We start from the raw sequence: 15,038 nt of genomic DNA on the forward strand, positions 1-15,038 counted from the left end.
GCTCAGTCGACCGCCTTCATGATCAGCGAGGCATTCGTTCCGCCAAAGCCGAACGAATTGTTCAGCACGGCCTTCACTTCACGCTTCTTGGCGACCTTGGGCACCAGGTCGACGCCTTCGGTGCCTTCGTCCGGATCGTCGAGGTTGAGCGTGGGCGGTACGATCTGGTCACGGATGGCCAGGATGCAGAAGATCGCCTCTACCGCGCCGGCACCGCCGAGCAGGTGGCCGATCGCCGACTTGGTCGAGCTCATCGAAGCGCCGCCAAGATCATTGCCCAGCACGCGCTTTACCGCGGCCAGTTCGATCGTGTCGGCCATCGTCGACGTGCCGTGCGCGTTGACATAGTCGATGTCGCCTTCGCCAAGACCGGCCTTTTTCAGCGCCATGCGCATTGCGTTTTCCGCGCCCTTGCCTTCCGGGTGCGGCGCGGTGACGTGATAGGCGTCGCCCGACAGGCCATAGCCGACCACTTCGGCATAGATCTTCGCGCCGCGCGCCTTGGCGTGTTCGTACTCTTCCAGCACGACGACACCCGCGCCTTCGCCCATGACGAAGCCGTCACGGCCCTTGTCATAGGGGCGGCTTGCCTTTTCAGGAGCGTCGTTCGACGAACAGTTCAGCGCCTTTGCCTGCGCGAATCCGGCAATGCCGATCGGGCAGATCGTGCTTTCCGAACCACCGGCCAGCATGATGTCGGCATCGCCATCCTTGATCATGCGAGCAGCGTCGCCGATCGAGTGTGCGCCGGTCGAACACGCGGTGACGACCGCGTGGTTCGGGCCCATCAGGCCATACTTGATCGAAACCTGGCCGGAAATCAGGTTGATGAGACGGCCATGGACGAAATGCGGGCTGACACGGCCGGGGCCCTTGTTGGCAAGAACGAGCGATTCGCTTTCGATGCCCGGCAAGCCGCCGATGCCCGAACCGATCGAACAGCCAGCGCGAAGCTTCATGTCCTCGTCCATGTCGACAAGCCCGGCATCTTCAAGCGCTTGCCCTGCGGCATCGATACCGAACACGATGAACGGATCGACCTGGCGACGGATCTTGAAATCGACGCGCTTGTCGGGATCGAAGCCATATTCGTGATCGGCAGGCTTCACCTCGCAGGCGATCGTGCACTTCTGGTCCGAAGTGTCGAAATGGGTGATCTGGCCCGCACCGCTTTTCCCGGCGATCAGGTTCTTCCAAGTCGTTTCGACATCGGCACCCAGTGGGGTGACAAGGCCAAGTCCGGTTACGACGACACGGCGCATCAATGCTTCTCCGGCAATCTCTTTCGCGGCAAAACCGCTTCAAACGCAACAGGCCCAGCCCAGCGGGCCGAGCCTGTCGTTAGAGGCCCGATCCGCTACTGCGGCGGGCAGAACGCAAGGGTGATTAGCCCTTGTGCTCTTCGATGTACTTCACGGCGTCGCCGACGGTCGTGATCTTTTCGGCAGCGTCGTCCGGGATTTCGACCCCGAACTCTTCTTCGAAAGCCATGACCAGCTCGACGATGTCGAGGCTGTCCGCGCCCAGATCGTCAATGAAGCTCGCATCCATCGTCACCTTGTCGGCTTCGACGCCCAGGTGTTCGACGACGATCTTCTTAACGCGTTCCTCGGTGTCGCTCATTGATAACCCTCTCGGTAAAAGCGGTATGTTGAAACTCGCCGCTTGCCCTAATCAAGCGGCACAGGCGTTGCAAGGGGAATGAAAGGGTAATGAACCCTTCCCCACAACCCCTTTCGCGCGGCCACTGCGCCGGATCCGCACCGAAAAGGCACGAAAATCCCCGCGCATGGCGGCCGCGCGGGTGGTTCAGTCGCCGATCCGGTCCGTGCGGACCTTTTCTGCATCGGTGCCCTTGGGCGGCTCGATCGTGCGGATGTGCAGTTCACGAAGCTGCTTGGGGCTGACCACGGCAGGAGCCTGCATCATCAGGTCCTCGCCGCGCTGATTCATCGGAAAGGCGATGACTTCGCGGATCGCCTGTTCCCCGGCCAGTAGCATGACGATGCGGTCGATGCCCGGAGCCGAACCGCCATGCGGCGGCGCGCCGTACTTGAACGCATTGATCATGCCCGAGAAATTGGCGTCGACTTCTTCCTGCGAATAGCCGGCGATCTCGAACGCCTTGTACATGATGTCGGGTCGATGGTTCCGGATCGCGCCCGACGACAATTCGTAGCCGTTGCAGACGATGTCGTATTGCCACGCCAGGATGTCGAGCGGGTCCTTCGTTTCCAGCGCTTCCATCTCGCCCTGCGGCATTGAGAACGGGTTGTGGCTGAAATCGATCTTCTTCAGCTCCTCGTCGTATTCGTACATCGGGAAATCGACGATCCAGCAGAACTTGAAGCAGCCCTGTTCGATCAGATCGAGTTCCTCGGCAACGCGCGTGCGCGCAGCACCGGCCAGCTTCGCGGCTTCCTTTTCCTTGCCCGCAGCAAAGAAAAGTCCGTCATCGGGGCCAAGGCCAAGCTCGTTGTAAAGCTCTTCCATGCGCTCCGGCCCGTGATTCTTCGCGATCGGACCACCGAATTCGCCGCCCTTGCGGGTGACGTAGCCAAGCCCTGCGAAACCTTCGCCGCGTGCCCAGTTGTTCATGTCGTCGAAGAACTTGCGGCTCTTGTCGTTGGTGTTGGGTGCGGGGATCACGCGGACCTTGCCGCCGCCACCGACGATCTTCTCGAACAGGCCGAAGCCCGACTTTTCAAAGTGAGACGTCACGTCCGAAATGATCAGCGGGTTGCGAAGGTCGGGCTTGTCGCTGCCGTACTTCAACATCGCTTCGGCATAAGGAATGCGCGGGAATTCACCCGCCGGCGTCACCGAGAAACCGCCCGAGAATTCCTCGAACACTCCGGCCAGGACGGGCTCCAACGCCTGGAACACGTCTTCCTGCGTGACGTAGCTCATCTCGAAGTCGAGCTGGTAGAACTCGAGGCTACGGTCGGCGCGAAGGTCTTCGTCGCGGAAGCAGGGTGCGATCTGGAAGTACCGGTCGAAACCCGACACCATCAGCATCTGCTTGAACATCTGCGGAGCCTGCGGCAGCGCGTAGAACTTGCCCGCATGCAGGCGGCTGGGCACGAGGAAGTCGCGCGCGCCTTCGGGGCTGGATGCGGTGAGGATCGGGGTCTGGTATTCGAGGAAGCCCTGGTCCGTCATCCGGCGGCGCAGCGAGGAGATCACTTGCGAACGCAGCACGATGTTGCGGTGCATGGTGTCGCGGCGAAGATCGAGGAAGCGGTACTTGAGGCGGATTTCCTCGGGGTATTCCTGTTCACCGGCGACGGGCATCGGCAGTTCGTCGGCGCGGCTCTGCACCGTGATCGAACGGGCGAAAACCTCGATCTCGCCGGTCGGCAGGTTCTTGTTGATGGTCGATTCGGCGCGCTTCTTCACTTCACCGTCGATGGTCACGACCGATTCCACGCGAAGCCGGTCCAGCACTTCAAGCGCCGGGCTGTCTTCGTCGGCGACGATCTGGGTCATGCCGTAATGATCGCGCAAGTCGACGAACAGGACGCCGCCGTGGTCACGCTTGCGATGGACCCAGCCCGAAAGGCGAACGGTCGAACCGACGTCGGCGGCTGTCAGCGCGCCGCAGGTATGAGTGCGATAGGTGTGCATGATGCTGTTACGCTCGGATAATCGAAAATGAATGGATTGGCGCCGCCCCTAGGCCATGCCGAAGGGGATTTCCAGAGGCGGTTTCACGAGCCGCACATGGTAAACGGCATTTCAAGCCTGTCGCTAAAACTCTTCTTAACCATCGCCCCGTTAGAACCCTTGGCAGATGGATTAAGGGGCCATGCATGTTTGCGAGCAACATTTTCGGCAGCGAGGACGAGCTTTTCGCGTTCCTCAGCGACGTTGAGGCGCTGTTGCGTCGCGGTCAGCCGGACGTTGCGGCGGGCATCCTGGAAAGCCAGCTCGGCGATCTTGCCGACGAGGGCAACGAGCTTGCCAAGCTGTGCATCAAGGTCCCGGTAAGCGCGGTTCGCATCGTCGGCTGGGAACAGCTTTCGTCCAAGCTGGAGAAACTGGACCGCCCCAATCGCCCGATCACCGCCGTCAGCATCGATATCTCCGCCCCCTTCGAAATGCCGCAGCTGGAAGAAAAGCACGGCAATTTCTACGAACCGGACATCGACACGGTCTATTACACCGACAGCCTCTACAAGTTCACCGCGTCCGACCGCGACACCATGCTGGAAGCCTACAACCAGCAAGGCGCACCGTGGCACGGCCATTTCGAGAACGTCGATTCCACCATCGGCGTGCGCGGACTCGGCGGCATCTACGGCGAAGTTCTGCTGGCGCAGAAGGCGTGCCGCGCGGATGACCACGAAGACGCGATGGAACAGGACGCGGCCGCGATCGCATCGGCCTTTATCGCCGTGCGCGTGCACCAGGCCATCAAGGCAACCGCGGAAGGCCGCGGCATGCCGCGCCCGATGACGCTTCTCGTCGGCAACAACGAAAGCTTCCCGTTCTACGACGCCCCCGTCGTCACGCGCCTCGAATACGAGGACATGCTCGATGCCGAAGGCGAAGAGGACGATTGCGGCAATTACGATGCCATGTTCGCGCCGCTGCAACTGGCGCCCATTCCCGACGATTACGATCCCTTCGCAAGCGTTCCGGGCGAGGAACAGCTGTCCGGCGCCTCGCTGCGCAAGCGCCTGCGCGAAGCGGAACCTGAGCAGGAGGCTGCGAACGACCACGCGCCCGGCGGCTTCGGCGGCCTGCTCAACAAGCTCTTGAAGCGCAGCGCCTGAGGAGAATCGGATGGTCTTTGCCAGTCAGCTTTTCGCCACCGAAGAAGAGGAACGCCGGTTCCGCCTGAAGGTCGAGATGATGCTGCGCGAAGGCAAGCCCGACCAGGCCCTTGCCGCCGTCGACGCGCGTCTGGCCGAGATTGCCGAGCGGCCCTTTGCCGCCCTCGCCCTCTCGCTCGCACCCGAAGACGTGGCGATCACCGGCTGGGACAAGCTGGCGGCAACGATCGATTCGCTCGACATGCATGGCCAGCCGATCAGCGCGATCGGCATCGATTTCTGCAATCCCGACCAGTTCGACAACAAGCCCGATGACGGGATGAACCTGCACCCCGTCCTGGAAACGGCCTATTACTGCGACGAAGTGTTCGCCTTCTCCGCCAGCGACCGCGCCGCCATCAACGCCGCATATGGCCGTGCCGGTCCGCGCTGGCGGGGCGGGTTCGATCACAACGACCACGAAATCGGCGTGACCGGCCTCGATGCGATCTATGGCCGCTATCATGCGGTGCTGCCCCATCTCGAAGCGGGCGAACTGACGGAACTGCCCGATTATGACGCGCCGCGCCTCAGCGCGATGCGCACCGCGGTCCTGCTGCACATGGCGGTCGCCCGCGCGGTCGAGGAAAAAGGCTTGCCGCGCGCCATGGTCGTGCTGGTCGGCAGCAACGACGACTATCCGTGGTTCGACGCCCCCGTCACCACGCGGGCCGAATATGAGGAGGCGACCGATGCCCAGGCGGAATCGGGCGATACGGACGAGGCGCTGTTCACCTCGCTCGCCACCCTGGCCCCGGTTCGCCCGAACGCGGGCTATCGCTTTACGCCGGAAACCGATCACGTCTCGGGCCGCTCGCTTCGCCACAAGCTTGTCAGAGAAGCGGAGGAAGCCAGCGCGGATGTCGCCGATGCCGTCGTGGCGGTCGAGGCGAACGAGCGGACGAGCCTTTTCGGCCGCCTCTTCCGTCGCTCGGCCTGAAACGGTCAAAAAATGCCGGAAAACGGGGCACGACAGTGGATGCGCCGTTGAATGAGGCGAGCCTGTGCACTAATGCGCCATCTCGATGAAAATACATGACCTGATCACGTCAACCGATGAACTTCGCGCCATCTGCGACCGCTTTGCCGATGCGGATTTCGTCGCCGTCGACACCGAATTCATGCGCGAGTCCACGTATTGGCCGCTGCTCTGCCTCGTCCAGATATCCGACGGCAAGGAAGCTGCCGCGATCGATCCGCTGGCCGCTGGCATCGATCTCAAGCCGCTGCTCGACCTGCTGACCGACAACGAGAACGTTCTGAAGGTCTTCCACGCGGGCGGTCAGGACGTGGAAATCATCTATAACCTGACGGGCAAGACGCCGCATCCGATCTTCGACACGCAGATCGCGATGATGGCGATCAGCCAGTCGGAGCAGATCGGATATTCGAATCTGGTCGAATCGTGGCTCGGCACCTCTGTCGACAAGGGCGCACGCTTTACCGACTGGTCCCGCCGCCCCCTGACTGAGCGGCAGCTGGAATACGCCGTCGGTGACGTGACCTACCTTTCGAAGATCTTCCCCAAGATGCTGAAAAAGCTGGTCAAGACCGGCCGTGGCGCATGGTTGAACCACGAAATGGAGCGGCTGGCCGATCCGGCGAACTACGCCACCGATCCCACCACCTTGTGGCACCGCGTTCGCGCATCGGGACGCAATCCGCAGATGCTGGGCCGGCTCAAGGCACTGGCCGCCTGGCGTGAGAGCGAGGCGCAGGACAAGGACATCCCGCGCGGTCGCATCATGCGTGATGAAACGCTGGCCGACCTTGCCAGCCACCCGCCGAAGAAACAGGCTGACCTTGCCAAGGTGCGCGGCCTTTCGAACGGATGGAAGGACAACGACATCGGCAAGCGCCTGATGAAGATCCTCGAAAGTGCAGAACCGCTTCCGGCAGACGAAATGCCCGAACGCAAGCGCGGCGCACCGCTGGGCAAGGAAGGCGCACTCGTCGCCGACCTTCTGAAACTGCTGCTGAAGATCCGCGCCCGCGAAATCGACGTTGCCGCGCGGCTTATCGCCCGGTCGGACGACATGGAACAACTGGCCGCCGGTGTACGCAAGGACTTGCCCATGCTCGAAGGCTGGCGGTTCGAGGAATTCGGTCGCGACGCGCTCGATCTCGTCGAAGGCAAGCTTGGTTTCGGGGTTGAGAACGGCCGCCTCAAGATCGCCCGTATCGGCGAAGAGCCCATCGTTCCGACCCCGGAGAACCAGGAAGCGTGAGCGCGAGCTACCTGCCCACGCTCAAGCAGTTGCAGTACCTCATTGCGCTGCATGAACATGGGCATTTCGGGCGCGCGGCCGAATCGTGCTTCGTATCGCAGTCGACGCTTTCGGCCGGTATTCGCGAACTCGAATCGCTGCTGGGCGTGACGCTGGTCGAAAGAACGCGCCGCGTGGTCCGCTTCACGCCGCTTGGCGAACAGGTCGTGGCCAAGGCCCACCGCCTGCTGCGCGAGGCGGAGGAGCTTTCCGACCTCGTGCAGTCGGCAGGCCAGCCCCTTTGCGGTGAATTGCGAATGAGTGTCATTCCGACCATCGCCCCCTTCCTTCTACCGCGCATCCTGCCCCGCCTGCGCAAGGAACGGCCCAGGCTGAAGCTGTTCCTTCGCGAGGAGCCGAGCGCGGACGCCATCGAATCGCTGCATCACGGACGGGCGGACTGCGTGCTGCTGGCCCTGCCCTTCCCCACCGGCGAGGTAGAAGTCGCGAAAATCTGCGACGATCCGCTTTATGTCGCCTTTCCCAAGGACGATCCGCGCGATCCGCCCAAGGAAGTGCCGCCGTCCATGATCGACGAAGCGCGCCTTATGCTGCTCGAGGATGGCCACTGCCTCAAGGAACATGCCCTTGCTGCGTGCAATCGGCCCGAAATGCGCGCCAGTGCCACGATGATCGGCACGTCGCTGCATACTTTGGTTCAGATGGTCGACAACGGGCTTGGCCTGACGATGCTGCCCAAGATGGCGCTCGACGCGGGCATCCTGCACGATACCGACGTCACCGCACGCCCGCTGCAGTCCGATAACGCGAGCCGCGAAATCGCGCTCGTCTGGCGCAAGGGCAGCCCGCGTGCCGAAGAGTTTCAACTCCTCGCCAGCGAATTGCGCGAGGGCTGAGATCGGCCGAAAGGCTATCTGGGCTTTCGGATACGGCGAAAGAGGCCCCTGCGCTCGCTGATCGGTTCGAACATGTCTTCGGCGCTTTCGGGGTCGAGTAACTCTCCGTCGGCCATCGCCTTCTCGACGCCGTTGAGGTCAGGAATCTTGTAGAGCCGCAAGGCGCGGCCGGGCTGCGGGTGGTTCTGGATCATCGCATGCATCGAACCATATTTTTCCAACAGCGGGCCGACCTCGTCCTCGTCCAACCCGCAATGTTCGGCCAGCAGGGAATAACGCAGGCGGCGAATCTTCTCGACCTCGTCCTCGTTCCCGAACCGGGTCGCATCGAGCAACAGGTCACATTCCGAATCGAGACCCAGCGACCGGTTGTTCATATTTGCCGAGCCGATTTTCATGATCTCGTCATCGACGATCATGACCTTTGCATGGACATAGATCGGATTATCGGCCGCCGTGCGCGGGGTGTAGACGCGGAATTTCTTGTTCTTGTCGACTTTGCCGATCGCCTTCAGCAGGCGCGCACGGGCGGTGTCCATCGCCTGCTGTTCAAGCCAGCCGTCGGCCTCCTCCGGGTTCACCAACACGATTTCGGGCGGATTCTCCTCGGCCATGCGTGCGGCAATCGCCTCGCCGATCTTGCGTGAGGCGAAATACTGGCTCTCGGCATATATGAAGTTCTTGGCCCGCATGATCAGCGAGATGAAAAGCTCCTCGATCTCGCGGATCTCATCGTAATCCTGAAACGAGGCGCGGGTCCGCGACACGCCGAGCATGATGTTGTCGAAGCTCGGCTCCAGCCCCTCTGGCCAGACGCTGTTCGGCTGTGCCGCCACCGGTTCAAGATCGCTGCCGCTGGCGATGTTCCAGCGCTTGCGCCCCAGATCGTCCAGCGCGCGGGCGATATCCCCTTCGACCAGCATCGTCACGTCGTGCCAGGGCATGTACGTGCCGCCGCCCGGTTCGCGGCGCAGGCGATTGTCGTCAAGATGTTCGCGCGTGTCCCAACGGTCGGCGGTCATGTCGATACCGCCGCAAACGGCGAAATGATCGTCGACGATCACGATCTTCTGATGGTGGCTACAACCGACCGGATGAGCCGCGTCGAATTTGAAATGGATGCGCTTGTGTTTGTACCAGCGCCACATGTCGGCCAGCATACTGCCGCGGAAGAACATCTTCACCGCGCCGAAATTCCATTTCAGAACATAGATTTCAAGCTCGGGGTTGCGATTCGCCAGCCAGACGATGAAACGACCCAGCCGACGCGGCGGGCGGCTACGGGGCAGGAATTGCCACCAGCGCCGACCACGGCCCAGCGCGATCCGCGTGTCGAAATCCCACCCGATCAGGAAAATGCGTTTTTGCGCGCGCATCATCACGTCCTGCATGACCGTGAAATAGTCGGCCGCATCGACGATGACGCGCGCCTTTTCGGCATGCGCGAATCGCCAGACCCCGGGCTCGGTGCTCTTGGCGAAATCCGACCCGGGGCCATCTTCTTCGATGCTGGCCGGGACGTCCGAGTGGTCCGGACGAACCGTCGTATCTGTCATGCTACCTCCTGGCGAGGCGAACCGGCCTTGATAGCGGTGCGCAGCCTTAGTCCTTCGCGTCTTCCATCTTTTCGGGCGTCACCTCCTGCTCGCCGCATTCCGCTTCCTTGCGGCGCTGGAATACCGAACGCATGTGCGCCAAATCTGCGTCGGTCAGGTGTTTCTCGAAGTCTGGAAAGTGATCGTCCTCTTCCTCGTCGATATGATGCTCGTACCGGTGGCGAAGATCCTTGAACTTGGCCAGCCATGCGCTCGAACTCATGTCGGTCGCGGCGAGATCGTTGAGCATTTCCTCGATCTCGTGATGCTCGGCCACCGAGTGACGCGTGTCGCTCGTGGTTTCCGGCTTGCGCATCATGGTCGAGTACAGCGCTTGCTCCTCGGCCGCGGCGTGGCTTTTCACTTCGACCGTGAACTCTTCGAGCAGGTCCGAACGCTCCTCGCTCGCCCCTTCTGTCTTAGCCATTTTCTTGAGAAGATCGCGATGCTTGTCGTGGTCTTCCTTGAGACGGTCGAAAATGCCGGATGCGTCGGCCACGGGTATACTCCTGCGATAGATGATGCGTTTGCAGGAATAACCGGATGCGGCCTGTGCGGTTCCGGCCAGAGGGCGATTCAGTTGCGCGCGCGAGCGACATACCCCGAAAAGCACGACGCCCCGCCTGCCGGTTGGCAAGCGGGGCGATGTGTTGGCGCGCCCGAAAGGATTCGAACCTCTGACCCCCAGATTCGTAGTCTGGTGCTCTATCCAGCTGAGCTACGGGCGCGCTGTGGAGGCGGCATTTAGGCGGGGGGTCCAATCTTGGCAAGCCCCCAACGCGGGTTATTTTTCAAAAGAGTGAAATAATCTCTCGCTCTGCGGCTGGGCCAGCAAAACCCTGTCGAGCGGAGCAAGGTCCAGCGCTTCGCAACCGGCACGATCGCACCACGCTATCCCCTCACCTTCGATCGCGTGCGGCGCGCCGGTCCAGCGGCGGCATGTGTAAAGAAGAATTACAATCGGCGCTGTAGCACCACGTGGCGGAGGGCCAGCTACGAAGGAAAGCGGGTCAAGATCGCCCGGATCGACAGCAATACCCAGTTCCTCGTGCAATTCGCGGCAAAGCGCATCAGCAGGCGATTCGTTTTCGTCGACCTTTCCCCCCGGAAACTCCCACAAACCGCCGTGGTGCTTGTCCAGCGGACGGCAATGCATAAGCGCGCGGCCCGACCCGTCTAACAACGCTGCGGCAACGACTAACATGGTTTCACCCCTGTTTACCGGGACGGACTGTCGGAGATTTTTTCAATGCTGCTCACGCTCTCAACCAAAATTTAAGAACTCGGCCCCATTCTCGGTGACGGACCACAGGAAAAGGCCCGGAACCAATGTTGACCACCATCGCAAAATTTCGCGACGACGAGAACGGGGCGACTGCCATTGAATATGGCCTGATCGTCGCGCTCATCGGCATCGCCATGATGGTGGGCCTCAATGGCGTTGCGGGCGCTACCAACAACATGTGGACCTATGTTGCCGACAGCGCGACTGAAGCAATGCAAAAAGCCGGTTAGGTTTACGTATTATTCAGGAATAGCACTTAGGCAAGTAAACGCTCGAAACAGGAACTGGGGGCACCGAAGTAAAATTCGCCAGAACTTGATGAGAGCAGGGTGAACGTAAATAAATTTGAACCAGGAGACCTACCATGCAGTTTTTCAAGAACCTCATCGCTGACGAATCCGGCGCGACCGCAATCGAATACGGCCTGATCGCTGCTCTCATCGCAGTTGCCTGCATCGCGACCCTGACCGCCGTTGGTTCGGAACTGAACGAAACGTTCGGCACCGTCGAAACGGCTCTGACGACCGCAAACGGCGGCTAATAGACGGTTCTACCGTTCTTGAGCGAGCGGGCGGCAGGAAACTGCCGCCCGCTTTGCGTTTGGCCCTGGCGTTCCTGTCCGGGCCACAAAGAAAAGGGGCGCAACGGCATCGGCCATCGCGCCCTTTTCGTTTTTAAGGGATCGCCCGTCAGTAAGTGACGATCTTGACCTTCTGTCCCGCCTGAAGCGTGCTGTTGCTGTCCAGCGAGTTGAGCACCAGGAAGCGTTCCATCTTGTAGTCGTCGTAAGCCATGCGGCTTGCCAACGACGACAGGGTGTCGCCCGACCTGACAGTCACGACATCGATCTTGCGCGCCTTGACCGCTGCGGCCTGCGTGTCGTTGATGCGCTGCATGCTGGAATACATCGAATTGAACACGCCCGCATTGCCCGCCTGCGTGATCGTCACGAAGTGGAAGGCCTGCGAGTTGGAAAATTCGTATGCGAAAACGGTGACATCGACCGCTCCATTCCCCGAATCGACCCGGGCCGTGCCGTAAGCTGCCGGGATGCCGTTGACGGTGGTGCGCTGTATCGACGACGGCGTGATCTTCTGCTGACCGTCAGTCAACGCATTGAAAGCGTTCTGAATATAAGTGTTCATGTCGCCGTTGTAGGCCCCGGCCGACAGCTGGCCCTTGCCAGACTGACCGCTGATCGAAACCGCGCGGGTGCCGTTGACCATGAAATAGCCGCTCGGGACGCTGAACTTGAACTTGTAGACGGGGTGGATGAACGTGTTCCCCTCGACCACACCCTGCTTCGGGTCGTCGCCGTACATCATGCCGTCGATTCGCGTCAGGAAAGTGTCCTTGTTGAGTACGTTGCCCGGAAGTCCCTGCGCTTCCTGCAAAGCGCGGTTTACGCGGCTTGCCGGATCAGGGTGCGTCGATGCCCATTCGGGCACCTGATTCGAAGATCCCATGCGCTGCGCATCGAGAGCGTTCTGCGCCGCAAGGCTCTGCAAGACGGTCGCCATGGCACGCGGATCGTAACCGGCGTTCGAAAGGTAAGCGATGCCAAGATCGTCGGCCTGGATTTCCTGGCTGCGCGAGTATTTGAGCGTCAGGAGCTGCGAGCCCTGCATGGCAAGCTGCTGGCCAAGCTGGCCGATCTGGCTGTTGCCGAACAGGACGCCCGAGAGAATCGCACCGACGGCACCAAGGATAGAGTTCTGCTGCGCAGCCTTCTGGCGCTGCTGCGAATGGCGGGCGGCGACGTGGCCGACTTCGTGGCCCAGAACGCCGGCCAGTTCGGCCTCGTTGTCCATGAGCGCGACGAGTTCGCGGGTGGTGTAGATATACCCGCCGGGGATGGCGAAGGCGTTGTTGACCGGCGAATTCAGCAGCGTGACCGTAAAGGCCGTCCGCGCATCACCCAGCCCGGACTGCATGGCGATGTTCTTGCCCACCTGTTCGACGTAAGCCGCCTGGGGGCCGGTATAGGCCCCGCCGAATTCGGCCAGAAGCTGCGGATGTGCTTCTGCGCCAAGCTGGCGTTCCTCGGCGCTCATCTGTGCGGCCTGACCCGGCACGACCGGCGCGGTGGACGTTGCCGCGCAGCCGCCAAGGGCAAGCGCAAGCGCCCCGGCAGAAGCAAGGGCGGCGAAACGACTGCGCCTGTTGGAATTTTTCTTGGTGGACGGGATCGGCATCTTCGGCTCCTCGATCGAATATGTTGAGAGGAGCCGCCGCCTCTACGACAGTCGACGAACGTCCCCTCGTTCGAGGATAAAAACCGGAGATGCCGGGGGTTTGTTCCCGAAGGCCCTGTAAAAGGGCTTAGGCCAGAGAGCCAATCTTCAGGAAACGGCTGGCACGCGCATCGCGCAATTTGTCCGCGCCCATGCCCGAAAGCTTGCCCAGTTCATCGGCAATCGCCTTGCCCAGCGCCTTTGCCGCTGCCACCGGATCGCGGTGCGCCCCACCAAGCGGTTCGGGCACGATCGAATCGATGACGCCAAGCTGCTTCAGGTCCTGTGCAGTGACGCGCATCGCCTCTGCCGCCTCGGGTGCCTTTTCGGCCGTGCGCCACAGGATGGAAGCGCAGCCTTCGGGGCTGATCACCGAATAGACGGCATTTTCCATCATCAGGACACGTTCCGCGCTGGCCAACGCGACCGCGCCGCCGGAACCGCCCTCACCCACGATGGCCGCGACCATCGGGACAGGCAGGTTGAGACACGCCTCGGTGGCGCGGGCGATAGCCTCTGCCTGGCCGCGCTCCTCCGCCTCGACCCCCGGAAATGCGCCCGAGGTATCGACCAGCGTAACGACCGGAAGGCCGAACTTTCCGGCCATTTCCATCAGGCGGATCGCCTTGCGGTAGCCTTCCGGCTTGCCCATGCCGAAATTGTGTTTGAGCCGCGACTGCGTGTCGTTGCCCTTTTCATGGCCGATCACCATCACCTTCACGCCGCCATCGGGCGTATCCAGCGTCGCGAACCCGCCGATAATCGCCTGATCGTCGGCAAAGGCGCGGTCCCCGCCCAAGGGCACGAAATCGGTGAAGGCGTGTGCGATGTAATCGCCGAAATGCGGGCGCGAAGGGTGCCGGGCAACTTGCGTCTTCTGCCAGGGCGTCAGCGACTTGTAGATCGAGGCAAGCTGATCCCTCGCCTTTTTTTCAAGGCGTGCGACTTCCGCGTCGATATCGACGGCGACATCATCCTGATCGGCAGCAGTGCGCAGCTCTGAAATGCGGCGCTCAAGCTCTGCCAGCGGCTTTTCGAATTCGAGATAACTGGTCATCGCAGTTTCGCTAGTCGTCCTTCGCGGGCGGGGCAAGTGGGATGGACGCCGCTCTGCCCAGAGGATGGCGCGCATTCACCAGTTCGACGAGCCGCGCCGAATCGACGTGGGTGTAAATCTGGGTCGTTGCGATATCGGCATGGCCCAACAGGGTCTGCAATACGCGAAGATCGGCCCCGCCCTCCAGCAGATGGGTCGCAAAGGCATGGCGCAGGACGTGCGGGCTGACCGATTCGGGCGGCAGGCCGGCCCTGCCCGCCAGTTCACGGAGCATCTGGAACAGGCGAATCCGACTAATATGCTTGCCGCGTGAGGGGAAGACGTATCGCCCGCCCTTGGGCCGCACCTCCAGCCATCGCGCCATCGCAGCACGGGCGCGGCCCGACACCGGGACCATGCGCTGTTGCCCGCCTTTGCCGACAATCGTCAGCAAGGGCGCATCGCGCGGCACGCTGTCCAACGTGAGCGAGACGAGTTCCGTCGCGCGCAGGCCGGACCCATAGAGCATTTCGAGCAGCGCCAGCATGCGAATCGCGTTCGGCGTACCGGCCTCGGCCTCTTCCTCGGCAAGGGTGAGCATCGCCAGCACCTGCTCCTTGCTGAGCAAGCGAGGCAGCGGGCGGCGGATGCGGGGGCGCGGCAGCGCGTCCGACGGATCGTCGTCGCGATACCCCTCGTCGATGAGAAATCCGAAATACTGGCGCAGCGCCGAACAGCGGCGCGCAAGGCTCGACGGTGCAAGTTCGGACCATGCCTTGCCCAGCCCCGAAAGGTCGGCAGGCTGCGCATCGGCAAGCAGCGGGACTTCCAGTTCGGCCGCCTCCAGATCGCGCCGATAGGCGGCAAGCGTATTGGCCGCGGCCCCGCGTTCGGCGGCCAGCATCAACAGGAAGTCATCGATGCCCGGTGCCTTCATCCGAGCCGCC

General features: G+C 61.9%; 15 protein-coding genes and 1 tRNA gene. 6 read left to right on the plus strand and 10 right to left on the minus strand.

All coding sequences use genetic code 11. From position 1 onward, the window contains the following. Positions 1-2: 2 nt before the first annotated feature. The 3 genes from fabF to aspS all read right to left on the minus strand — a co-directional run bounded on the left by fabF (position 3) and on the right by aspS (position 3,627). Positions 3-1,262 carry a beta-ketoacyl-ACP synthase II gene (gene fabF, locus FAX90_RS13640; protein WP_144097978.1) on the minus strand — a complete coding sequence of 420 codons (1,260 nt, stop codon included), beginning with the start codon at positions 1,260-1,262 and terminating at the stop codon, positions 3-5. 124 nt (positions 1,263-1,386) lie between these two features. Continuing rightward, positions 1,387-1,623 carry an acyl carrier protein gene (locus FAX90_RS13645; RefSeq protein ID WP_047821044.1) on the minus strand — a complete coding sequence of 79 codons (237 nt, stop codon included), beginning with the start codon at positions 1,621-1,623 and terminating at the stop codon, positions 1,387-1,389. 186 nt (positions 1,624-1,809) lie between these two features. Further along, entirely contained in the window at positions 1,810-3,627 is a 1,818-nt protein-coding gene (aspS, locus tag FAX90_RS13650; RefSeq protein WP_144097979.1) for an aspartate--tRNA ligase, read from the minus strand. A gap of 185 nt (positions 3,628-3,812) precedes the next feature. Here aspS and FAX90_RS13655 point away from each other — a divergent pair, with 185 nt between their 5' ends. The 4 genes from FAX90_RS13655 to FAX90_RS13670 all read left to right on the plus strand — a co-directional run bounded on the left by FAX90_RS13655 (position 3,813) and on the right by FAX90_RS13670 (position 7,941). Further along, positions 3,813-4,778, plus strand: a complete 966-nt coding sequence (locus FAX90_RS13655) for a hypothetical protein (protein WP_144097980.1) — start codon at positions 3,813-3,815, stop codon at positions 4,776-4,778. 10 nt (positions 4,779-4,788) lie between these two features. Continuing rightward, positions 4,789-5,757 carry a hypothetical protein gene (locus FAX90_RS13660; protein WP_144097981.1) on the plus strand — a complete coding sequence of 323 codons (969 nt, stop codon included), beginning with the start codon at positions 4,789-4,791 and terminating at the stop codon, positions 5,755-5,757. An 85-nt stretch (positions 5,758-5,842) separates the two neighbouring features. Then, complete coding sequence (gene rnd, locus FAX90_RS13665) at positions 5,843-7,045, plus strand: ribonuclease D (protein ID WP_144097982.1); 1,203 nt, start codon at positions 5,843-5,845, stop codon at positions 7,043-7,045. Beyond that, a complete protein-coding gene (locus FAX90_RS13670) occupies positions 7,042-7,941 on the plus strand; it encodes a hydrogen peroxide-inducible genes activator (RefSeq protein ID WP_144097983.1) in 900 nt (299 codons plus the stop codon). The genes rnd and FAX90_RS13670 overlap by 4 nt, the downstream gene beginning before the upstream one ends. Before the next feature lie 14 nt (positions 7,942-7,955). On the opposite strand, the gene FAX90_RS13675 is transcribed toward FAX90_RS13670, so the two are convergent. The 4 genes from FAX90_RS13675 to FAX90_RS13690 all read right to left on the minus strand — a co-directional run bounded on the left by FAX90_RS13675 (position 7,956) and on the right by FAX90_RS13690 (position 10,740). Further along, positions 7,956-9,497 (minus strand): phospholipase D-like domain-containing protein, encoded by a 1,542-nt coding sequence (locus tag FAX90_RS13675; protein WP_144097984.1) that lies wholly within the window; start codon positions 9,495-9,497, stop codon positions 7,956-7,958. A 46-nt stretch (positions 9,498-9,543) separates the two neighbouring features. Then, the gene (locus tag FAX90_RS13680; protein ID WP_144097985.1) at positions 9,544-10,035 is read right to left on the minus strand and encodes a hemerythrin domain-containing protein; all 492 of its coding nucleotides are present in this window, start codon (positions 10,033-10,035) and stop codon (positions 9,544-9,546) included. Between the two features lie 152 nt (positions 10,036-10,187). Next, positions 10,188-10,264: transfer RNA gene (locus FAX90_RS13685), tRNA-Arg, on the minus strand. Positions 10,265-10,320: 56 nt separating this feature from the next. Then, positions 10,321-10,740: a (deoxy)nucleoside triphosphate pyrophosphohydrolase gene (locus tag FAX90_RS13690; RefSeq protein WP_144097986.1), complete on the minus strand. Its 420-nt coding sequence runs from the start codon at positions 10,738-10,740 to the stop codon at positions 10,321-10,323. Positions 10,741-10,865: 125 nt separating this feature from the next. Here FAX90_RS13690 and FAX90_RS13695 point away from each other — a divergent pair, with 125 nt between their 5' ends. Both FAX90_RS13695 and FAX90_RS13700 read left to right on the plus strand, forming a co-directional pair. Continuing rightward, positions 10,866-11,051 carry a Flp family type IVb pilin gene (locus FAX90_RS13695; protein ID WP_144097987.1) on the plus strand — a complete coding sequence of 62 codons (186 nt, stop codon included), beginning with the start codon at positions 10,866-10,868 and terminating at the stop codon, positions 11,049-11,051. A gap of 134 nt (positions 11,052-11,185) precedes the next feature. Beyond that, positions 11,186-11,362, plus strand: coding sequence for a Flp family type IVb pilin (locus FAX90_RS13700; RefSeq protein ID WP_144097988.1), 177 nt, complete (start codon positions 11,186-11,188; stop codon positions 11,360-11,362). Positions 11,363-11,510: 148 nt separating this feature from the next. Here the strand turns inward: FAX90_RS13700 and FAX90_RS13705 are convergent, their stop codons facing one another. The 3 genes from FAX90_RS13705 to FAX90_RS13715 all read right to left on the minus strand — a co-directional run bounded on the left by FAX90_RS13705 (position 11,511) and on the right by FAX90_RS13715 (position 15,028). Further along, complete coding sequence (locus FAX90_RS13705; protein WP_144097989.1) at positions 11,511-13,016, minus strand: M48 family metalloprotease; 1,506 nt, start codon at positions 13,014-13,016, stop codon at positions 11,511-11,513. 127 nt (positions 13,017-13,143) lie between these two features. Next, positions 13,144-14,112, minus strand: coding sequence for an acetyl-CoA carboxylase carboxyltransferase subunit alpha (locus tag FAX90_RS13710; RefSeq protein ID WP_144097990.1), 969 nt, complete (start codon positions 14,110-14,112; stop codon positions 13,144-13,146). A gap of 10 nt (positions 14,113-14,122) precedes the next feature. Then, positions 14,123-15,028 (minus strand): tyrosine recombinase, encoded by a 906-nt coding sequence (locus FAX90_RS13715; protein ID WP_144097991.1) that lies wholly within the window; start codon positions 15,026-15,028, stop codon positions 14,123-14,125. Positions 15,029-15,038: the final 10 nt, after the last annotated feature.

This window comes from Croceicoccus sediminis (genome assembly GCF_007570835.1).
Lineage (GTDB): Bacteria > Pseudomonadota > Alphaproteobacteria > Sphingomonadales > Sphingomonadaceae > Croceicoccus > Croceicoccus sediminis.

Excerpts from the sequence above, each read along its gene's own strand:
- fabF (WP_144097978.1), bottom strand. The coding sequence starts at position 1,262 with ATGCGCCGTGTCGTCGTAACCGGACTTGGCCTTGTCACCCCACTGGGT.
- FAX90_RS13645 (WP_047821044.1), bottom strand. The coding sequence starts at position 1,623 with ATGAGCGACACCGAGGAACGCGTTAAGAAGATCGTCGTCGAACACCTG.
- aspS (WP_144097979.1), bottom strand. The coding sequence starts at position 3,627 with ATGCACACCTATCGCACTCATACCTGCGGCGCGCTGACAGCCGCCGAC.
- FAX90_RS13655 (WP_144097980.1), top strand. The coding sequence starts at position 3,813 with ATGTTTGCGAGCAACATTTTCGGCAGCGAGGACGAGCTTTTCGCGTTC.
- FAX90_RS13660 (WP_144097981.1), top strand. The coding sequence starts at position 4,789 with ATGGTCTTTGCCAGTCAGCTTTTCGCCACCGAAGAAGAGGAACGCCGG.
- rnd (WP_144097982.1), top strand. The coding sequence starts at position 5,843 with ATGAAAATACATGACCTGATCACGTCAACCGATGAACTTCGCGCCATC.
- FAX90_RS13675 (WP_144097984.1), bottom strand. The coding sequence starts at position 9,497 with ATGACAGATACGACGGTTCGTCCGGACCACTCGGACGTCCCGGCCAGC.
- FAX90_RS13690 (WP_144097986.1), bottom strand. The coding sequence starts at position 10,740 with ATGTTAGTCGTTGCCGCAGCGTTGTTAGACGGGTCGGGCCGCGCGCTT.
- FAX90_RS13695 (WP_144097987.1), top strand. The coding sequence starts at position 10,866 with ATGTTGACCACCATCGCAAAATTTCGCGACGACGAGAACGGGGCGACT.
- FAX90_RS13700 (WP_144097988.1), top strand. The coding sequence starts at position 11,186 with ATGCAGTTTTTCAAGAACCTCATCGCTGACGAATCCGGCGCGACCGCA.
- FAX90_RS13705 (WP_144097989.1), bottom strand. The coding sequence starts at position 13,016 with ATGCCGATCCCGTCCACCAAGAAAAATTCCAACAGGCGCAGTCGTTTC.
- FAX90_RS13710 (WP_144097990.1), bottom strand. The coding sequence starts at position 14,112 with ATGACCAGTTATCTCGAATTCGAAAAGCCGCTGGCAGAGCTTGAGCGC.
- FAX90_RS13715 (WP_144097991.1), bottom strand. The coding sequence starts at position 15,028 with ATGAAGGCACCGGGCATCGATGACTTCCTGTTGATGCTGGCCGCCGAA.